Below are 19204 nucleotides of genomic sequence, written 5' to 3' on the forward strand. Positions count from 1 at the left end.
TGCTTATAACCGCCACTTATCGATCAATATCAAAACTTTTTGATATTGGCCTTGCGAGGATTTCCACCCGTCACTAGACTGCTGGCCTTATGAACCTACCTGTGCCCTCCCTGCGTCCCGACGACGGCGAAGAGCTGGCAGCCTTATGCAAGGCCGCTGGTGATCCGTTGCGCCTGAACGTATTGCGCGCACTGGCCAACGACTCGTTCGGCGTACTGGAACTGGCACAGATCTTCGCCATCGGCCAGTCCGGCATGAGCCACCATTTGAAGGTACTGGCCCAGGCCGACCTGGTGGCCACCCGCCGCGAAGGCAATGCGATTTTCTACCGCCGCGCCCTGCCCCACACCGAGTTGCTGGGCGGCAAGCTGCATACCGCCCTGCTCGAAGAAGTGGATAACTTGAGCCTGCCCACCGACGTACAGTCGCGCATCGGCCAGGTCCACGGGCAACGGGCTGCCGCCAGCCAGGACTTTTTCTCACGGGTCGCCGAGAAGTTTCGCGCCCAGCAGGACCTGATTGCCGGCCTGCCCCAGTACCGCGAAAGCGTACTGGCGCTGCTGGACAAGCTGAGCTTCAGTGATGAGGCGACGGCGCTGGAAGTTGGCCCCGGCGACGGCGGTTTCCTGCCCGAACTGGCGCGGCGCTTCCAACAGGTCACGGCGCTGGACAACAGCCCGGCGATGCTCGAACTGGCGCGCCAGCTGTGCGAGCGCGAAGCACTGGGCAACGTCAGCCTGCAGTTGGCCGACGCGCTCAATGACACCAGCCTGCGGGCCGACTGCGTGGTGCTGAACATGGTCTTGCACCATTTCGCCGCCCCGGCCGACGCCCTCAAGCAAATGGCCGGGTTGCTGCACCCTGGCGGTAGCCTGCTGGTTACGGATTTATGCAGCCACAACCAGAATTGGGCCAAGGAGGCCTGCGGTGATCTCTGGTTGGGTTTTGAACAGGACGATTTGGCCCGTTGGGCCACCGCTGCGGGACTCGTTCCCGGGGAAAGCCTCTATGTAGGTTTACGTAATGGTTTCCAGATCCAGGTCCGCCACTTTCAGCGACCGGCTGGCGACACTCACCATCGGTAAATATCAGGAAAACATCGAGATGAGCGAATACTCCCTTTTCACCTCCGAGTCCGTGTCTGAAGGGCATCCGGACAAAATCGCCGACCAGATTTCTGACGCGGTGCTGGACGCCATCATTGCTGAAGACAAGTTCGCCCGTGTGGCGTGCGAGACTCTGGTGAAAACCGGTGTAGCGATCATCGCGGGTGAAGTCACCACGTCGGCCTGGGTTGACCTGGAGCAGATCGTTCGTGACGTGATCACCGACATCGGCTACACCAGCTCCGACGTCGGCTTCGACGGCGCGACCTGCGGCGTGATGAACATCATCGGAAAGCAGTCCCCCGACATCAACCAGGGTGTGGACCGTGCCAAGCCTGAAGATCAGGGCGCCGGCGATCAAGGCCTGATGTTCGGCTATGCCAGCAACGAAACCGACGTGCTGATGCCAGCACCGATCACCTTCTCGCACCAGCTGGTTCAACGCCAGGCTGAAGCCCGCAAAGCCGGCCTGCTGCCATGGCTGCGCCCGGACGCCAAGTCCCAGGTGACCTGCCGTTACGAAGGTGGCAAGGTTGTCGGTATCGACGCTGTTGTCCTGTCGACCCAGCACAACCCGGACGTTTCCTACGCCGACCTGCGTGAAGGCGTAATGGAGCTGATCGTCAAGCACGTACTGCCTGCCGAGCTGCTGACCAAGGACACCCAGTTCCACATCAACCCGACCGGCCAGTTCATCATCGGCGGCCCGGTGGGCGACTGCGGCCTGACCGGTCGCAAGATCATCGTCGACAGCTACGGCGGCATGGCCCGTCACGGCGGTGGCGCATTCTCGGGTAAAGATCCATCCAAGGTTGACCGTTCCGCTGCCTACGCCGGTCGTTATGTGGCCAAGAACATCGTGGCGGCCGGCCTGGCCGAGCGTTGCGAGATCCAGGTTTCCTACGCCATCGGTGTGGCCCAGCCTACGTCGATCTCACTGAACACCTTCGGCACCGGCAAGATCAGCGACGACAAGATCGTGAAGCTGGTGCGTGAGATCTTCGATCTGCGCCCTTACGCCATCACCACCATGCTCGACCTGCTGCACCCGATGTATCAGGAAACCGCAGCCTACGGCCACTTCGGTCGTACCCCTGCGCAGAAGACTGTCGGCGACGACACCTTCACCACCTTCACGTGGGAAAAAACTGACCGCGCCAACGACCTGCGCACTGCTGCCGGTCTGTAATCGCTCGCGGTACACAACGCCCTGCCGGGTTGTCCCGGCAGGGCTTTTTTATGGCTGGCGTTTACGGGACGACCTTCACGTTTTTTGGATCCAATAGTTGCAGGCCAAATAATGGCCCTCTAGAATCCGCGCCCTCTCGGGCCCTTCACCTTATTTGGATATTGCCCTGCGCCAGCCCGGGATAGACATGCGCGCAGGCAATCGAACATTGAGGTTTTCATGCGCATTTCCACACTCGCCCCTGCCGCCCTTCTGCTCAGCCTGTTCGCCCTGCCGGCCCATGCTGCCGACCTGAGCGCCCTGGGTGGTGCACTGACGTCCAAACTGGGCGTGAGCAATTCCGGCGATTGCCAGCAACAAGCCAACGACCTGCAAGCCAAGATCGATGCTGCCAAGGCCGCCAAGGACGATCTCAAAGAGAAAGCCTTCAAAGCCGCTCAAGACCAGATCAACAAAGGTTGCAACAAACTCGCTGAGACCCAGGCCAAAGCCGACGCCAAGCCGCAAACACAGGAAGCCAAGGCCGATAAAGCCGACCCGGTGAAAGCCTTGGGCGGTCTGTTCAAGTAAGTAGAAACACCCGGTAAAAAGCCCCGCGCTGTCGGGGCTTTTTTGTGGCCGTGAGGATCACTTAGGCTGTGCGTCCTTTTCGGGCAAGGATGCTCATGATGCGTTTTCTGATTGCTCTTTTATTGAATGCGGTGCCGTTTCTGGCGTGGGCCGAAGCGTGCCCGGATGACGCCCGATCTCAACTCGACAGTCTGGCCAGACAGGTCAGTCAATGGGATGACAGCTACCACCGGCTTGGCCAGTCGCCTGTCAGCGATGAGTTGTACGATCAGGCCCGGGGTCGCCTGGCCCAATGGCGCCAGTGTTTTCCTCAAACCCAGCCTGACAACCCGCTGGCGAGTTCGCGAGGCACAGTGCGTCACCCAGTCGCTCACACGGGCCTGGAAAAACTGCTGGATGAGGCGGCGGTCGGCGACTGGCTCGGTACACGGCAAAACGTCTGGATCCAGCCCAAGATCGACGGTGTGGCGGTGACACTGGTGTATCGCCAGGGTCGCTTGAGCCAGCTCATCAGTCGCGGCGACGGGCTGCTCGGCCAGGACTGGTCAGCCGCCGCACGCAAGATCCCAGGCATCGTCCAGCATCTCCCGGAACCTGTTGACCTGGTGCTGCAAGGCGAACTCTATTGGCGCCTCACTGATCATGTGCAGTCGGCAAACGGAGGCCTCAGCGCCCGCAGCAAGGTTGCCGGCCTGATGAACCGGCGCCAACTGAACGATGCCGAAGCTGGTGGTATCGGCTTGTTCGTCTGGGCCTGGCCGGATGGCCCGCCCGATTTTACCGAACGCCTGGCGACCCTCGCACGCTGGGGCTTCCCGGACAGCCAGCGCTACAGCCAACCCCTCCAGACCCTCACCGAGGCCGCACACTGGCGCAGCTATTGGTTCAACCACCCGTTGCCGTTCGCCAGCGATGGGGTGGTGCTGCATCAAGCCGTGCACGCACCCGCCGAACGTTGGCAGGCCAGCACACCCTACTGGGCGGTTGCCTGGAAGTACCCGGCGGCCAAGGCCCTGGCGCTGGTACGCAAGGTGCAATTCAAGATCGGGCGAACCGGGCGCATCACCCCCATCCTGGAGCTGGAACCTGTGCGGCTGGACGACCGGCAGATCAGCCGAGTCAGCGTCGGCTCCCTCAAGCGCTGGCAGGCGCTGGATATACGCCCCGGCGACCACGTGTCCATAAGCCTGGCCGGCCAGGTAATTCCGCGACTGGACCAGGTGATCCTGAGGAACGAGACAAGGGTGCCGCTCACCGTACCCGAAGCCCGGGACTTTCACCCCTTGAGCTGCTGGCAACTGGATCCGGGCTGCGAGGAGCAGTTGCTGGCACGCCTGACCTGGATGAGCAGCGACCAGGGCCTGGCTTTGCCCCATATGGGCCGTGAAACCTGGAACGTATTGCTCCAGGCCGGTCTAATCGCAGGCTTTCTCGATTGGTTAACCCTGGATGAGGCAGAGCTTGCTAACATTGATGGCTTCGGTGATCGCAGCCGTGCGCGCGTGCTCAACAGCATTCACAGCGCCCGGCAACGGCCCTTTGCACAATGGCTAAAAGCCCTGGGCGTACCGCCCTCGGCACGCAACAACCTGGACGGCGGCTGGCAAAACCTGGTCGCTCGAGACACCAAAGCCTGGCAGGCCGCAGATGGCATCGGCCCAGGGCGTGCAGCGCAACTCAGCGCTTTTTTTCACGACCCGCAGGTACAGGCCTTGGCCGAAACATTACACGTGGCTGGGATCGACGGGTTTTGAACCCGGCCCACCGCTCTTTAACCCAACGGCAGAATTCACCCTGCCACCCGTTTGCGACCTTGGAGCCCTACATGAAATTTCTCGCCCCGTTTGCCCTGTTGACCGTCGCAAGTTTCATGGCCACGCCGTTGCTGGCCGCAGAAGAAGCCCCTCAACTCACCGGCTGTGCCGCCAAGCGCCAAGCCATCAGCACCCAGATCGATCAAGCCAAGGCCCACGGCAACAGCGAACAGCAAGCCGGCCTGGAAAAAGCCCTGAGCGAAGTGACCGCCAATTGCACTGATGCTTCCTTGAAGAAGGAGCGTGAGAACAAGGTGCTCGACGCCAAGCACGAAGTCAGCCGCCGTCAGGCCGACCTCGACAAGGCGATGAAAAAGGGCGACGCCGACAAGATCAACAAGCGCAAGGACAAGCTCGCCCAGTCCCGCAAAGAACTGCAGGACGCAGTCGAAGAGCTCGACAAGTAAAACCGGTCAGTGGTCGCGGAACTGCTTATGGCAGGCCGTGCAGGCGTCTTCGACTTTCTGCACGGCCGGCCCCAGGTTGCTGGCCTTGTAAGGCTGCACCTGGCTTGCGATCACCAACTCGCCGGTGGCCGCTTCAAGGTTGCGCGCCAGTTCCTGGAAGCGTGCCTGTTGCTGCCAGACGTTGTCTTTAGCACTGGTGTGATCTTCCTCACGCACGCTCGGGAAATGCTTCCACGGCTCGTGGGACAACGCATCGAGCTTGACCGCGCCTTCAGCGAACTTCGCACCGTCGAACGGGATACGCCCACGCAACATGCCGCCCAGGTCTTCGCCGGTCTTGAGCATCTGCTTGAAGATCGCCTTGCGCTGGCCCAACGGCGAATTCGGGTCGACACCGCCACAGGCGGACAGCGTCAGGCAGGCCAGCAATACAACGGTCAGTCTTTTAAAAGTCATGATGGCTTCGAGGTCACGGGAAACGGCGGCCAGTATCCTCGCCCCGCCCGTAAACACCAATAGCCCTATTAATAATAAGGGTTGCCCGAATGCGCCAATGCACGGGCAATCGCTTCAGGAAGTGCTTGTATGAATGTCACCCGAAAAGCCTGGAGCCGCCGCCTGGCGTGGGCTCTGCCAATGATCGCGCTGCTGGCCGGCTGCGATGGCGGCAAGGACGCGGGCAAAGATGAAATCGTAAAACCCCATGCCGTCGCGACCTACGTGAGCGCGCCTTGGGAAGCTTTGCCCACGGTGTCCGACACGGACTTGCTGGCCGGTTTTGAATCCTGGCGCAGTGCCTGCCAACGCCTCAAGGCCGACCCGGTCTGGGGCGCGACCTGTGCCGCTGCAGCCAGCGTGCCGGGCAACGCCGCAGCGGTTCGCGGCTTTCTCAAGGAGCGCCTGGATGTCTTCGGCTTGCGCTCGGCGGACAACACCCCGAACGGCTTGATCACCGGCTATTACGAACCGGTCTACCCCGGCAGCCTGACCAAGACCGCCACCGCCAACGTGCCAGTGTATGGCGTGCCGGATGACCTGATTATCGTCAACCTCGAAAGCATCTACCCGGAACTCAAGGGCAAGCGCCTGCGCGGGCGCCTGGAAGGTCGTGTACTTAAGCCCTATGACGATGCCAGCACCATCAATGGCCAAGGCTCCAGTGCCAAGCCGATCGCTTGGCTGACAGACCCGATGGACCTGCAATTCCTGCAGATCCAGGGCTCAGGTCGCATCCAGCTGGCAGGCGGGCGGCAACTGCGCATCGGTTATGGCGACCAGAACGGCTACCCGTACCGTCCTATCGGCCGCTGGCTGGTGGAACAAGGCGAGTTGAAAAAGGATGACGTGACCATGGGCGCCATCAGCGCCTGGGCAAAGGCACATCCGCAACGTATTCCGGAACTGCTGGCGAGCAACCCCAGCTATGTGTTCTTCAGTGCCCGCCCCGACAGCAACGAAGGCCCGCGCGGCTCTCTGAACGTGCCGTTGACTGCCGGCTACAGCGTGGCGGTGGACCGCAAGGTGATTCCGCTGGGTAGCTTGCTGTGGCTGTCGACGACTAAACCGGATGGTTCACCTATCGCAAGGCCCGTCGCGGCGCAGGACACAGGCGGTGCGATTACGGGTGAAGTGCGCGCGGATCTGTTCTGGGGGACTGGCGCTGCGGCGGGGGAGCTGGCCGGCAACATGAAGCAGCAGGGGCAAATCTGGATGCTATGGCCCAAGGGGGCTGCGCTGCCGCAAGTACCCGATGCCCCTGCCGGGACTTGAAGAACATCACCGAACCCGTGTGGGAGCCGGGCTTGCCCGCGATGGCGGCCTGTCAGATACATCTTTGCTGGCTGACACTGCGCGATCGCAGGCAAGCCAGCTCCCACATCGGGCTGCGTCAATCTTTAGATCGAGACAAAGAAGAAACTCGCAATCAACGCCATGCCGACAAACCACACCAGCGAACGCAACATCGCCCAGTCCGCCAGGTAGCAGATGATGTACAGGAGGCGACTGGTGATAAACAGTACCGCCAACACATTGATCGTCACCAGTGACGCCGTGCCGGCCAGGTGCGCGATGATCACCGCCGCCGCAAACGCCGGGGTGACTTCAAAGCTGTTGAGCTGGGCGTTGTGGGCGCGCTTGGCAAACCCGTCAAGAGTTTCCAGGAAGGCACGAGGGTCGTGGTTCTGCCGTGGCCCGAACTTGCCGCCGCTGAACTTGGCCACGCCCGTGCACAGATAAGGCAGGAAAATTGCGATCAACACACACCAGAAAGCGACCGTCATCACTGATTCCTTTTGTCGTTTTAGTCAGGAGTTAGAGTTTTAGCACTAATAAAGCCACGCCGCACCCACCCGCTATGAGCGACGGTGTGCGCAAAGGTTCTATCCGGCTTTTGCCAGAGAGCCTGCAACCCCCCGCCGCAATTGCGGTCCATCCACCATTAACGATCGTCTACCCCCCACTTCCAAGGACCCCGGATGCTTGAACTTGTCGCCGCCTTCATTTGCCTGACCACCCTGCTCACCTATGTGAACTTCCGTTTTATCGGCCTGCCGCCCACCATAGGCGTGATGGTCACGGCCCTGCTGTTTTCCCTGATCCTGCAAGGCTTGAGCGTCCTCGGCTACCCCGGCCTCGAAGAACGTATCCAGCAATTGATCGGCCAGATCGACTTCGGCGACCTGCTGATGAACTGGATGCTGTCCTTCCTGCTGTTTGCCGGCGCCTTGCACGTCAACCTGAACGACCTGCGCAGCTACCGCTGGCCCATTGGCCTGCTGGCAACCTTTGGCGTGTTGATCGCCACCGTGGTGATTGGCAGCCTGGCGTACTACATCTTTGCCCTGTTCGGCTGGCACGTGAGTTTCCTGTACTGCCTGTTGTTCGGTGCACTGATCTCCCCGACCGACCCGATTGCGGTACTCGGCGTGCTACGAACCGCCAATGCATCCAAACCGCTGAAAACCACCATTGTCGGCGAGTCGCTGTTCAACGATGGCACGGCGGTGGTGGTGTTTACCGTCTTGCTGGGCATCGCACAGCTGGGTGAGACGCCCACCGTGGGCGCCACCGCCATGCTGTTTGCCCACGAGGCGATTGGCGGCGTGGTGTTTGGTGGCCTGATCGGCTACCTGGTGTACCTGATGATCAAGAGCATCGAGCAGCACCAGATCGAAGTGATGCTGACCCTGGCGTTGGTGATCGGCGGCTCGGCGATGGCCACTGAATTGCACGTTTCGGCACCGATCGCGATGGTGGTGGCCGGTCTGATCATCGGCAACCTGGGCCGCAAGCTGGCGATGAACGACATGACCCGCCGCTACCTGGACGGTTTCTGGGAGCTGCTCGATGACATGCTCAACGCCCTGCTGTTCGCCCTGATCGGCATGGAGTTGTTGCTGTTGCCGTTCAACTGGCTGCATGTGTTCGCCGCCAGCCTGCTGGCAGTGGCGATCCTGCTCTCGCGCCTGTTGACCGTCGCCCCGGCGATCCTGTTGCTGCGCCGCTGGCGCACGGTGCCACGGGGCACCATCCGTATTCTCACCTGGGGTGGTTTGCGCGGCGGCGTCTCGGTAGCACTGGCGCTGGCCCTGCCGCTGGGCCCGGAACGTGACCTGCTGCTGAGCATCACCTATATCGTGGTGCTGTCGTCGATCCTGTTGCAGGGTTTGAGCATCGGCAAGCTGGTCAAACGCGTGACCCGGGACGAACCCCAGGCTACGCCTGACGCTCACTGATCCTTGCTGATTGGCTGCGGATGCCTCGGGTCCGCAGCCTTCTTGCCCGGCAGACTGTTTTCACTGCGGATCTGCGCGTGGCTGATCAGCGCAAAGATAAAGCTGCCGCCAATGATGTTGCCCGCCAGCGTCGGCCCGGCGAACACCAGCCAGAAGTCCTTCCACGGCAATTCGCCGGCAAATACCAGGTAGGACACCTCCGCCGAGCCCACGACGATATGGGTGAAGTCCCCCAGCGCCATCAAGTAGGTGATCAAGATGATGATCCACAGCTTGGCGCTTTCCATCGACGGGATCATCCACACCATGGTGGCAATCATCCAACCAGAGACAATGCCCTTGGCGAACATCTGCCCGGGGTCGTTCTCCATGACCTTGCGCCCGATGTCGAGGAAGGCCATGTCGGTCTTGGTGTCGAAGATCGGCAGATGCAGCATCACGTACGCCACCAGCAAGGTGCCGCACAGGTTACCCACCAGCACCACCGTCCACAGGCGCAGCAACCGGCCAGCATTGGCCAATGTCGGCTTGCTCATCACAGGAAGAACGGCGGTCAGGGTGTTTTCGGTGAACAGTTGCTGGCGCGCCAGGATCACCGCGAGGAACCCCGCGCAGTAACCGAAGCTGGCGATGACTTTGAATTCCTCACCGTCCGGCAACCGTGAGTTGAGCAGTCCCATGCCCATCAGGGACAAGCCCATGGTCAGGCCGGCCGCCAGCGCCGACCACCACAGCGCCGCGACATTGCGCTCCAGTTCCTGGTCGCCCTGGGTGCGGATGATTTCATGCAGGACCGCCGCGCGGGGTGGCTGGTTCTTGTCCACGTCCTGCTGCTCTTCCTGCGACAGGTTGGGGGTCTTGCCGTCTTCTTCAGTAGCCATGATCGTTCAGCGCTCGAGGGGTGCCTGTAGCTACGACACGCCGCGACGACAGCTGTTCAGTGGCCCGGTATACGCCAGGCCTTGGCCATTTCCACAGTGGTCGAGCTGAACGGCTTGCCCCAGGGTTTATTGCGCGCTTTGTAATGCTCAATGATGACATCCAGCACGCGGTTGAACTCGGCGGGGGTGGTGGCTTCGCCCAGGTCCCGCGCGGCGCGTTGCAGCAATTCAACGTTGGACGCCGGCTGACCCGGGCGGTACAGCGACGGGTAGATGACCTCTCGTGTGAAGTTTTCAGCTTTCACCGCGATATCGCGCCGCTTCATTTCGGCGACAGCACTGGTCATCACCCTCGAGAGGGGCTCTCCGGTGGCTGACGCCGGTTTTTGAGCCACCTGCATCAGTTGCTGGAAGTTGTGCTGACCCGGCGCATTCAGACGCTTCCCCAGCCACTCAACATGCTCAGGTCGACGGGCAAGCGCATCCAGGTTACGTAATGCCGCCGCCAGTTTCGGCGTAATTTTCAGGGTATCGCTGGCCTGATTCGCTTCGGTAATCGCGACATCCAGTACCCGCAACGCCTGCAGCGCCCCCTTGTGAAACAGCAACACATCCGCACCCGCCGGGTCCTTCGCCAACTGATCGCTCACGCTGGCCAGCATTTCATCGTCCATCGCCAGCACTGCGCTCTCCAATGAAGCAAACGGATACTGCTCGCGGACCACCTCACGTTTGTCCAAATGCGCAGCCACTGCCTGATGAGCCTTCGCCTGCAGGTGCTGTTTCTGTTCGGGGGTCATGGTGAAGTTGACGGTGCCGTTGAGCAGGCCGCGAAAATCGCCTTTGTCCGTGTGCAGCGGCAATGTCACCGTCTGGTCGCTATAGGCCTTGAGCCGTTCTGTTTGATAAGCCCCAGCAGCGGCATGTGGGGTGCCGGTCACTTTATCGACGATGTGGCTGATAAACCCGCCGCTTTTTTTCGGCGCTGCCTCTTCGGACTCAAACTTGACGACCAGCGACTCAGGCTTGCTCAACGGGCCCAGCGACAGCGACGAGCCGACCACGCCGGGCGCGGGCGTGTTGGCCAGCAAGCCACCGTCCTGGAACGCAGTAACTTCAGCCGCTTCCTGAAACCCATGGCCTTGTTCTTGAGGGCTCTTGAACACCACCGGCAGCGAGCCTGAAATGCGCGCGGCGCGGGCGATATCCATGTCCGGTGTGAGGTTGGCATTGAACACCACCAATTGCGGACGACCGTCGAACATGCCGGTGCCGGTGATATTGAGTTGCTTGATCGCCGGAATATGACGGCTTAACACTTCAAGGTCGCGAAAGGTCGGCGCATCACCGGCGCTCAGCCTGTCGGCGATCTTCATGACTTCAGCGGGCCGAGCAGCCCTTGGCATTTCGGCAATATGCACCAGGATCGATTTGCGAGACTCGCTGCGCATCATCTCTTCCAGGGGGGAGGCCTCGGTTCGCAGGCGCGGCAGCAACGTCAGCAGCAATTGGGAGATGTTGCCGGCAGGCCCAGGCAAGCGACCGGCGAGCTTGCCGAGGTGGGTGCTGACGCCTTGCAACCAAGCGGTCACCGGATCGTTGCTATTGAGCAGGCTTGGCAGGTCGATGCTGTTCGACAGCTCGCCGAACGCCTTGGCGCCCATGCCGCTGGCCAGCAAGGTCGCGGAAATCGCGCCGGCGGATGAGCCGGAAATCACCTTCATGCCTTGCAGTTTCTTGCCATCCTCCAGCGCCTGCACCATCCCCGGAAACGCAATGCCCTTGGCGCCACCACCGCTGGGCACCAAGTGGCTGGGCGGCGACGGAGACACGCTCACCTGCACTCGCCCATCTCTATAACGATAGAGGCTCAACTTGCGCGGCCCTACATCTTTGACCAGAGGCGTCTTGACGTCCTGGTCGACGGTTTGAGGCAACGGGGGGCGGATTTGGACAGGGGAGTTGGACACTTTCATACACAGGCTCTCGCTACAGGTTGTGGTCCTGTGTGATGAGAGAGCCTGAGAAAGATCCAGGCGGAATGATTTGGTAAAGCAAATCAAACCGTCGTTGGGGTTATTCGTCCTGGAACTGGTCCTTCACGTACTTGATCTCGGTACGGCCATGCGGTGCTGGCAGGCCGTCTTCACCGAGGTTGACGAAAACCATTTTTTCCACGGTCAGGATGCTTTTGCGGGTGATCTTGTTGCGTACTTCGCAGGTCAGGGTGATGGAGGTGCGGCCGAACTCGGTGGCCGTAATACCCAACTCGATGATGTCGCCCTGGCGCGAAGCGCTGACAAAGTTGATTTCGGAGATGTACTTGGTCACCACACGCTGGTTGCCCAACTGGACAATCGCGTAAATGGCCGCTTCTTCGTCAATCCAGCGCAGCAGGCTGCCACCGAACAGGGTGCCGTTGGGGTTGAGGTCTTCGGGTTTTACCCATTTGCGGGTGTGGAAGTTCATGGTCACTCCAAAGCGTCTTGCCGAATGATGGGGCACATCATGGCAGAGCCCGCGCCCGAGCTCTATGAGCCATTGTCTATCAACCCCATGTGCGATCTTCATATGGCCGACGGAAAGGCTTTTAGAACGCGTAACCAGACGGCTATAATCGCCCCCGCTTCAAAACGGTCATCTTCAGTTGATACCGTTCTCCCGCCACCTGTCCGAGGGGCGCTGCAGCAGGTTCAACCTGTCAGGCTCGGATGGGGCGTTGTCCGGCCTGCTTAGCCAGCTGGATACTAAACGCACAACGGCGCCCATTCGCACACTACGAATGGAGGCTCTTCATGAGCGCAGTAAACACGCCTGCAGATTTCAACGACTACAAGGTCGCCGACATGTCCCTCGCTGCCTGGGGCCGTCGCGAAACCTTCATCGCCGAATCCGAAATGCCAGCCCTGATGGGCCTGCGTCGCAAGTACGCCGCTGAGCAGCCGCTCAAAGGCGCCAAGATCCTCGGCTGCATCCACATGACCATCCAGACTGCCGTGCTGATCGAAACCCTGGTTGCCCTGGGTGCCGAAGTGCGTTGGTCGTCCTGCAACATCTTCTCGACTCAAGACCAGGCCGCCGCCGCCATTGCTGCTGCCGGTATCGCGGTATTCGCCTGGAAAGGCGAGACCGAAGAAGAGTACGAGTGGTGCCTGGAGCAAACCATCCTCAAAGATGGCAAGCCATGGGACGCCAACATGATCCTCGACGACGGCGGCGACCTGACCGAGCTGCTGCACAAGAAGTACCCACAGATTCTGGACCGCGTCCACGGTGTGACCGAAGAGACCACCACTGGCGTTCACCGCCTGCTGGACATGCTGGCCAAGGGCGAGCTGAAAATCCCGGCCATCAACGTCAACGACTCGGTGACCAAGAGCAAGAACGACAACAAGTACGGCTGCCGTCACAGCCTGAACGATGCCATCAAGCGCGGCACCGACCACCTGCTGTCGGGCAAGCAAGCCCTGGTGATCGGCTACGGTGACGTGGGCAAGGGTTCGTCCCAGTCTCTGCGTCAGGAAGGCATGATCGTTAAAGTTTCCGAAGTTGACCCGATCTGCGCCATGCAAGCCTGCATGGACGGTTTCGAAGTGGTTTCGCCGTTCATCAATGGCCAGAACGACGGCACCGAAGCGAGCATCGACAAGGCCCTGCTGGGCAAGATCGACCTGATCGTGACCACCACCGGTAACGTGAATGTTTGCGACGCGAACATGCTCAAAGCCCTGAAGAAGCGTGCTGTTGTCTGCAACATCGGCCACTTCGACAACGAAATCGACACCGCTTTCATGCGCAAGAACTGGGCATGGGAAGAAGTGAAGCCACAGGTACACAAGGTTCACCGTACCGGCGCTGGCGATTTCGACCCGCAGAACGACGACTACCTGATCCTGCTGGCTGAAGGCCGTCTGGTTAACCTGGGCAACGCCACTGGCCACCCAAGCCGCATCATGGACGGCTCGTTCGCCAACCAGGTGCTGGCCCAGATCTTCCTGTTCGGCCAGAAATACGCCGACCTGTCGCCTGCCCAGAAAGCCGAGCGCCTGACCGTGGAAGTACTGCCGAAGAAACTCGACGAAGAAGTGGCCCTGGAAATGGTCCGCGGCTTCGGCGGCGTGGTAACCCAACTGACCAAGACCCAGGCCGACTACATCGGCGTGACCGTTGAAGGTCCGTTCAAGCCTCACGCTTACCGCTACTGATTTGCCTGCTGCCCGCCTCCTTCTGGAGGCGGGCTCTTGTAGGAGCTGGCTTGCCGGCGATGGCTTCAACTCGGTTTTGCTGCGCCACCGAGGTGCCTGCATCGCCGGCAAGCCAGCTCCTACAGGGATTGCGCACGTCTTACAGGCCTTTGAGTTTCCAAGGATACGACCATGTCCCAAGACCGTCGCTACAGCTTCGAGTTCTTCCCGACCAAGACCGATGCTGGGCATGAAAAACTGATGGCGACTGCCACTCAGTTGGCCAGCTACAACCCCGACTTCTTTTCCTGCACCTACGGCGCCGGCGGCTCGACCCGTGACCGTACGATCAACACCGTGCTGCAGCTGGAAAGCCAAGTCAAAGTTCCCGCCGCTCCGCACTTGTCGTGCGTGGGCGACAGCAAAGCCGACCTGCGCGGCCTGCTGACTCAATACAAGCAAGCCGGCATCAAGCGCATCGTTGCCCTGCGTGGCGACCTGCCGTCCGGTATGGGTATGGCCAGCGGCGAGCTGCGCTATGCCAATGACCTGGTGAGCTTCATCCGCGAAGAAAGCGGCGATCACTTCCACATCGAAGTCGCGGCTTATCCGGAAATGCACCCCCAGGCGCGCAATTTCGAAGACGATCTGCACAATTTCGTACGCAAGGCCAACGCCGGCGCCGACAGCGCCATCACCCAGTACTTTTTCAACGCCGACAGCTACTTCTATTTCGTCGAGCGTGTACGGGCCATGGGCGTCAACATCCCGATCGTGCCGGGCATCATGCCGATCACCAACTACAGCAAGCTGGCGCGCTTCTCCGACGCCTGCGGCGCTGAAATCCCACGCTGGGTGCGCAAGCAACTGGAGGCCTACGGCGACGACGTCAAGAGCATCCAGGCGTTCGGCGAACAGGTCATCACCGAAATGTGTGAACGTTTGTTACAAGGTGGCGCGCCAGGGTTGCACTTCTATACCCTGAACCAGGCTGAACCCAGCCTTGCCATCTGGAACAACCTCAAGCTGCCACGCTAAGGGTTGTCTGGCTGTACCAAGGCCCTCGTTTCGACGAGGGCCTTTGTCGTTTTAAATGCCCACGGAACCCTGCAGTCCATGAACACAGCGCCTTCGACTTCCCGCCCGCAATTGGTCTACCTGGTCTTCGGTTCCGAGACCTACCACCAGGAAGCGGTCTTCAGCATCGCCAGCGCATTGGCCTTTCTGCAGGAAACCCCGGACGCGGCCCTTGATATCCAGGTATTCAGCGACAACCCCGAGCCCTATCGCCTGCTGCCCGTGCGCGTACGCCCACTGGACGAGGCCACGCGCAAACGTTGGAGCGAGCCCCACGGCTACCACTTCCGCACCAAGCACGTGGTGTTGCGCCAAGTGCTGGAAGAATCACCGGTCGCGCTGTTGATCGACACCGACACCTTCTTCCATCACTCGCCCATGGCCCTGTTCGAGCGCGTGCAGCCCGGCACCCTGTTGTGCAACGCCTTTTACACCAAGTACGGCGACAACCACGAAAGCATCCTCTATACCGCCTTGCACCAGCGTTTGCTGGACATGGGCGTGGCCGACGATGACATGATGACCCTCAACTCCGGCGTCATGGGCCTGACGCAGCAGGACGCACACATCCTCGACCGCTCGATCGAGTTGATGGACGAGCTGTTCCCCCATGCCCAGGGCGCCTACACCCTGGAAGAGTTCTGCTTGTCCATCGCCGCCTACCGTACCGTCAACGTGCGCGAGTGCCCGGACCTGATCCACCACTACTGGAGCCGCAAGCAGCTGTTTCGCGCCAAGGTCAAGGCGTGGATCGCCAAGCACGCGGCCGACCCTACCAGCGAACTGGCGATGGCCGACACCCGCCAGGTGTCCTCGCACCTGCCACGTCCACCACGCCTGCAGCGCCTGATGTACAAGATGATCACGTTGCTTTTGCCCAAGCACCAGCAGCAGTTCATCCGCGAAATCCTCTACGGTTGCTACGAACACGAGAATGAATTCGACCAGGCGTGTGGCCCGGTTTGGTGGGACAAAGCGCGACAAAACCAGGAAGAGCGCCAGCAGCGGCCGATTGACGCACACCAACTGGAGCACTGGTTCGCCAACCCGGTGGTGCGCCTGATTCTGGGCGAGCGGCGCAATGCCATCCACGAGCATCTGATGGACGCACCGGCCAAATAAGACTACCCGCCAATGCGTGTGCCAGAGCTTCTCTTTAAGGCAGGAGCGTCGTAACCTCAGGGCATGCCCGTTCTTCTCAAGCTGTTGACCGCTGCGCTTTTCACTTGCCTGAGCTTTGCCGCTTATGGCGAAAAACTGCGCATTGTCACCGAGCCCTGGGCGCCTTACGTCTACGACGACAACGGCACCATGCGCGGGCTGGACTACGAAACCACGGTGATCGTGTTCCAGCGTCTGGGGGTCGATGTGGAATGGCAGTTCCTGCCCTGGAAACGCTGCCTGGCGATGCTCGACCAGGGCCACGCCGATGGCGCGCTGGATATTTTCCACAGCCACGACCGCGATGCCCTGCTGCTTTACCCCAGCGAGCCATTGTCGGAAGTCGAGTTCGCGCTGTACTACGCCAACGAGCGCCCTCACCCCGCCGAAACCCTTGATGACCTGCGCGGCCTCACGGTCGGCACCTCACCGGGCTACCTCTATAGCGAGGCGTTCAGGGAATCCACCCTGTTCAATCACGAGCCGGCTCCCAGCCACGAGGCCAACTTCGGCAAGTTGTCCCTGGGCCGCATTGATCTGGTGATCACCGACCGCCGCGTGGGTCAGCATGTGATCAAGGCCCTGGGCCTGGAGGGCAAGGTCAGCCAGGCGCCCATGGTGGTCAGCCGCCAGCAGCAATTCCTGGCAGTACGCCGTGGCGCGGGCATGGACCTGCTGGTGCAACGCTTTGCTGCCGAGCTCAAACGCTTCAAACAAGAGCCCGCCTACGCCGCCTTGAGCGAAAAATACGGCGGTAGCCCCACTCCAACGGCTTCGATACCCGCCCCCGAACACACCGTTGAGCAGCAGGAAAGCAGCGCACCGTGATTGCTCTGTTATACTCCGGCCTTTCCGCCAGGCTTACGCCCGGCCGCTGAGGTCTTGAAAAAGGCACCCAACCCCGCTACTGCGCAGCTTTCAGCCCGCGCGAGCCGGTGGAGTGCCCGCCAGACGCAGCAGGACCGGACGGGATAACGCTCCCCTAAGCGTCATTCACGCCCGGCAAGATTATCCCTCTGGGCCAAGCCCTAACTAAAACAGGATTACTCATGTCCTTTGCTTCCCTCGGTCTCTCCGAGGCTTTAGTCCGCGCCATCGAGGCAGCGGGCTATACCGAGCCTACTCCGGTGCAACAGCGGGCCATTCCCGCCGTGTTGCAAGGTCGCGACCTGATGGTTGCGGCTCAGACAGGTACTGGTAAAACCGGCGGCTTCGCCCTCCCGATCCTGGAGCGGTTGTTTCCCAATGGTCACCCGGACAAATCCCAGCGTCACGGCCCGCGCCAACCGCGCGTACTGGTCCTGACCCCCACCCGCGAACTCGCCGCTCAGGTGCACGACAGCTTCAAGCTGTATGCCCGCGACCTGAAGTTCGTCAGCGCCTGCATCTTCGGCGGCGTCGGCATGAACCCGCAGGTTCAGGCCATGTCCCGCGGTGTTGACGTGCTGGTGGCCTGCCCTGGCCGCCTGCTCGACCTGTGCGGCCAAGGCAGCGTCGACCTGTCCCACGTGGAAATCCTCGTGCTGGACGAAGCCGACCGCATGCTCGACATGGGCTTTGTCCATGACGTGAAAAAGGTCCTCGCCCGCCTGCCGGCCAAACGCCAGAACCTGCTGTTCTCGGCCACGTTCTCCCAGGACATCACCGCCCTGGCTGGCAAGCTGCTGCACAACCCGGAACGCATCGAAGTCACGCCGCCGAACACCACGGTCGAGCGCATCGAGCAACGCGTGTTCCGCCTGGCCGCCAGCCACAAGCGTGCGCTGCTGGCTCACCTGATCACCGCAGGCGCCTGGGAACAGGTGCTGGTGTTCACCCGCACCAAGCACGGCGCCAACCGCCTGGCCGAGTACCTGGACAAGCACGGCCTCACCGCCGTCGCCATCCACGGCAACAAGAGCCAGAACGCACGCACCAAGGCCCTGGCTGATTTCAAGGCCGGCACCGTGCGCATCCTGGTCGCCACCGATATCGCCGCCCGCGGCCTGGATATCGACCAATTGCCACACGTGGTCAACTTCGAGCTGCCAAACGTCGATGAAGACTACGTGCACCGTATCGGCCGTACCGGCCGTGCCGGTCGTTCGGGTGAAGCCATCTCCCTGGTTGCACCGGACGAAGAAAAACTGCTGAAAAGCATCGAGCGCATGACCAAGCAGAAAATCGCCGACGGCGACCTGATGGGCTTCGATGCCAGCGCCGTGGAGGCCGAAAAGCCAGAAGCGCGCGAACGTCCGGACGTGCGCAACCCGCGCAACCCACGCGGTCCGAAGGGCGATGGCCCGAACGGCGGCGGTGGTGGCGGTGGTCGTCGCGACAAGGGCAAAGACAAGGGCAAGGAGAAATCCGCCTCCAGCAGCCGTGGCGAACGCCCGGCCCGTGAGCAAAAACCACGTGAAGGCACCCCGGCCCGCGAACAGCGCCAGCCGAGCCAACCGCCACGCGCCGCAGCCGACCGCGCCCCGGACGAGTTCCTGGACGACGACGTGGATAACTTCGGTAACCGCGTCGATTATGTGCCCCAGGCCAAGCCAGCCCAAGGCCGTGGCCGCCGCCCAGGTGCCCCGGCACAAGGTGCGGGTGCAGGCGCGCCACGTGGCGGTCAGCCACAAGGTGGCCGTCAGAACGGTCCGCGCAACAGCAGCGGCGGCACCACCGGTACCCCGCCAGGTAAACGCAACGGCCCACGCAACGGTGCACCGCGTGACGGCCAGGCCCGTCGCGAAGACTCGCGCAACCGCCGCCCGTCCCGTGACGACCAATCGCGTTCGTCCGAGCCAGCCGTGCAGAACCCACGCGGCGGCCCGGCACCGAAGATCATCCACAAGGAGTCGAAAGCAGACCGCTTCCCGACACCTGAGCAGTTGGATCAACTGCCGGGCCGTCCTCGTGGTGAAAAGCCAGCGCTGCTGACCCGCAACCGCTGATTTTCAAAGCCCCATAAAAAATGCCCCGCCTCGAAAGATGCGGGGCATTTTTTTCGATTGAGCAAAATCAAATGGGCTTTTCTGTGGGAGCTGGCTTGCCTGCGATAGCGGTGCATCAGTGAGATATGCTTCAACTGACACACCGCTATCG

General features: G+C 61.3%; 17 protein-coding genes and 1 riboswitch. Of the genes, 12 read left to right on the forward strand and 5 right to left on the reverse strand.

The features are described from left to right. Positions 1 to 89: 89 nt before the first annotated feature. The 5 genes from AC07OV_RS10630 (at position 90) to AC07OV_RS10650 (ending at position 5086) form a co-directional block, all read left to right on the forward strand. On the forward strand, positions 90 to 1085 hold the full coding sequence (locus AC07OV_RS10630) for an ArsR/SmtB family transcription factor (protein WP_495092189.1): 996 nt from the start codon (positions 90 to 92) through the stop codon (positions 1083 to 1085). A gap of 19 nt (positions 1086 to 1104) precedes the next feature. Continuing rightward, positions 1105 to 2295: a methionine adenosyltransferase gene (metK, locus tag AC07OV_RS10635; protein ID WP_176996719.1), complete on the forward strand. Its 1191-nt coding sequence runs from the start codon at positions 1105 to 1107 to the stop codon at positions 2293 to 2295. A gap of 219 nt (positions 2296 to 2514) precedes the next feature. Beyond that, the gene (locus AC07OV_RS10640; RefSeq protein WP_176996720.1) at positions 2515 to 2865 is read left to right on the forward strand and encodes a hypothetical protein; all 351 of its coding nucleotides are present in this window, start codon (positions 2515 to 2517) and stop codon (positions 2863 to 2865) included. Between the two features lie 95 nt (positions 2866 to 2960). Continuing rightward, positions 2961 to 4619, forward strand: a complete 1659-nt coding sequence (ligB, locus tag AC07OV_RS10645) for an NAD-dependent DNA ligase LigB (RefSeq protein ID WP_495092190.1) — start codon at positions 2961 to 2963, stop codon at positions 4617 to 4619. Between the two features lie 71 nt (positions 4620 to 4690). Beyond that, positions 4691 to 5086, forward strand: coding sequence for a DUF1090 domain-containing protein (locus AC07OV_RS10650; RefSeq protein WP_176996722.1), 396 nt, complete (start codon positions 4691 to 4693; stop codon positions 5084 to 5086). Positions 5087 to 5092: 6 nt separating this feature from the next. Here AC07OV_RS10650 and AC07OV_RS10655 read toward each other — a convergent pair whose 3' ends face one another. Next, positions 5093 to 5542 carry a c-type cytochrome gene (locus AC07OV_RS10655; RefSeq protein WP_176996723.1) on the reverse strand — a complete coding sequence of 150 codons (450 nt, stop codon included), beginning with the start codon at positions 5540 to 5542 and terminating at the stop codon, positions 5093 to 5095. A gap of 129 nt (positions 5543 to 5671) precedes the next feature. On the opposite strand from AC07OV_RS10655, the gene mltA reads away from it, so the two are divergent. After that, positions 5672 to 6856, forward strand: a complete 1185-nt coding sequence (gene mltA / locus AC07OV_RS10660; protein ID WP_495092191.1) for a murein transglycosylase A — start codon at positions 5672 to 5674, stop codon at positions 6854 to 6856. Positions 6857 to 6981: 125 nt separating this feature from the next. Here the strand turns inward: mltA and AC07OV_RS10665 are convergent, their stop codons facing one another. Continuing rightward, complete coding sequence (locus tag AC07OV_RS10665; protein ID WP_176996725.1) at positions 6982 to 7368, reverse strand: MAPEG family protein; 387 nt, start codon at positions 7366 to 7368, stop codon at positions 6982 to 6984. Between the two features lie 195 nt (positions 7369 to 7563). On the opposite strand from AC07OV_RS10665, the gene AC07OV_RS10670 reads away from it, so the two are divergent. Beyond that, on the forward strand, positions 7564 to 8823 hold the full coding sequence (locus AC07OV_RS10670) for a cation:proton antiporter (RefSeq protein ID WP_494996200.1): 1260 nt from the start codon (positions 7564 to 7566) through the stop codon (positions 8821 to 8823). Here AC07OV_RS10670 and AC07OV_RS10675 read toward each other — a convergent pair. The 3 genes from AC07OV_RS10675 to AC07OV_RS10685 form a co-directional block, all read right to left on the reverse strand. Then, positions 8817 to 9704, reverse strand: coding sequence for a formate/nitrite transporter family protein (locus AC07OV_RS10675; RefSeq protein ID WP_176996727.1), 888 nt, complete (start codon positions 9702 to 9704; stop codon positions 8817 to 8819). The genes AC07OV_RS10670 and AC07OV_RS10675 overlap by 7 nt on opposite strands. A gap of 56 nt (positions 9705 to 9760) precedes the next feature. Continuing rightward, positions 9761 to 11680: a patatin-like phospholipase family protein gene (locus tag AC07OV_RS10680; protein WP_495092192.1), complete on the reverse strand. Its 1920-nt coding sequence runs from the start codon at positions 11678 to 11680 to the stop codon at positions 9761 to 9763. A 100-nt stretch (positions 11681 to 11780) separates the two neighbouring features. Continuing rightward, positions 11781 to 12173 (reverse strand): acyl-CoA thioesterase, encoded by a 393-nt coding sequence (locus AC07OV_RS10685; RefSeq protein ID WP_016977737.1) that lies wholly within the window; start codon positions 12171 to 12173, stop codon positions 11781 to 11783. A 199-nt stretch (positions 12174 to 12372) separates the two neighbouring features. Then, a riboswitch (S-adenosyl-L-homocysteine riboswitch) is annotated at positions 12373 to 12478 on the forward strand. Between the two features lie 21 nt (positions 12479 to 12499). Here AC07OV_RS10685 and ahcY point away from each other — a divergent pair. The 5 genes from ahcY (at position 12500) to rhlE2 (ending at position 19053) form a co-directional block, all read left to right on the forward strand. Next, a complete protein-coding gene (gene ahcY, locus AC07OV_RS10690; protein ID WP_010207176.1) occupies positions 12500 to 13909 on the forward strand; it encodes an adenosylhomocysteinase in 1410 nt (469 codons plus the stop codon). 171 nt (positions 13910 to 14080) lie between these two features. Beyond that, positions 14081 to 14926, forward strand: coding sequence for a methylenetetrahydrofolate reductase [NAD(P)H] (gene metF / locus AC07OV_RS10695; RefSeq protein WP_178920074.1), 846 nt, complete (start codon positions 14081 to 14083; stop codon positions 14924 to 14926). Between the two features lie 78 nt (positions 14927 to 15004). Beyond that, positions 15005 to 16087, forward strand: a complete 1083-nt coding sequence (locus tag AC07OV_RS10700; protein ID WP_494996202.1) for a hypothetical protein — start codon at positions 15005 to 15007, stop codon at positions 16085 to 16087. A gap of 63 nt (positions 16088 to 16150) precedes the next feature. Next, positions 16151 to 16954: a substrate-binding periplasmic protein gene (locus AC07OV_RS10705; protein WP_494996203.1), complete on the forward strand. Its 804-nt coding sequence runs from the start codon at positions 16151 to 16153 to the stop codon at positions 16952 to 16954. 221 nt (positions 16955 to 17175) lie between these two features. Next, positions 17176 to 19053, forward strand: a complete 1878-nt coding sequence (rhlE2, locus tag AC07OV_RS10710; RefSeq protein ID WP_494996204.1) for an RNA helicase RhlE2 — start codon at positions 17176 to 17178, stop codon at positions 19051 to 19053. The last annotated feature ends 151 nt before the right edge of the window (positions 19054 to 19204 follow it).

This window comes from Pseudomonas sp. GW821-FHT09A09, assembly GCF_059418405.1.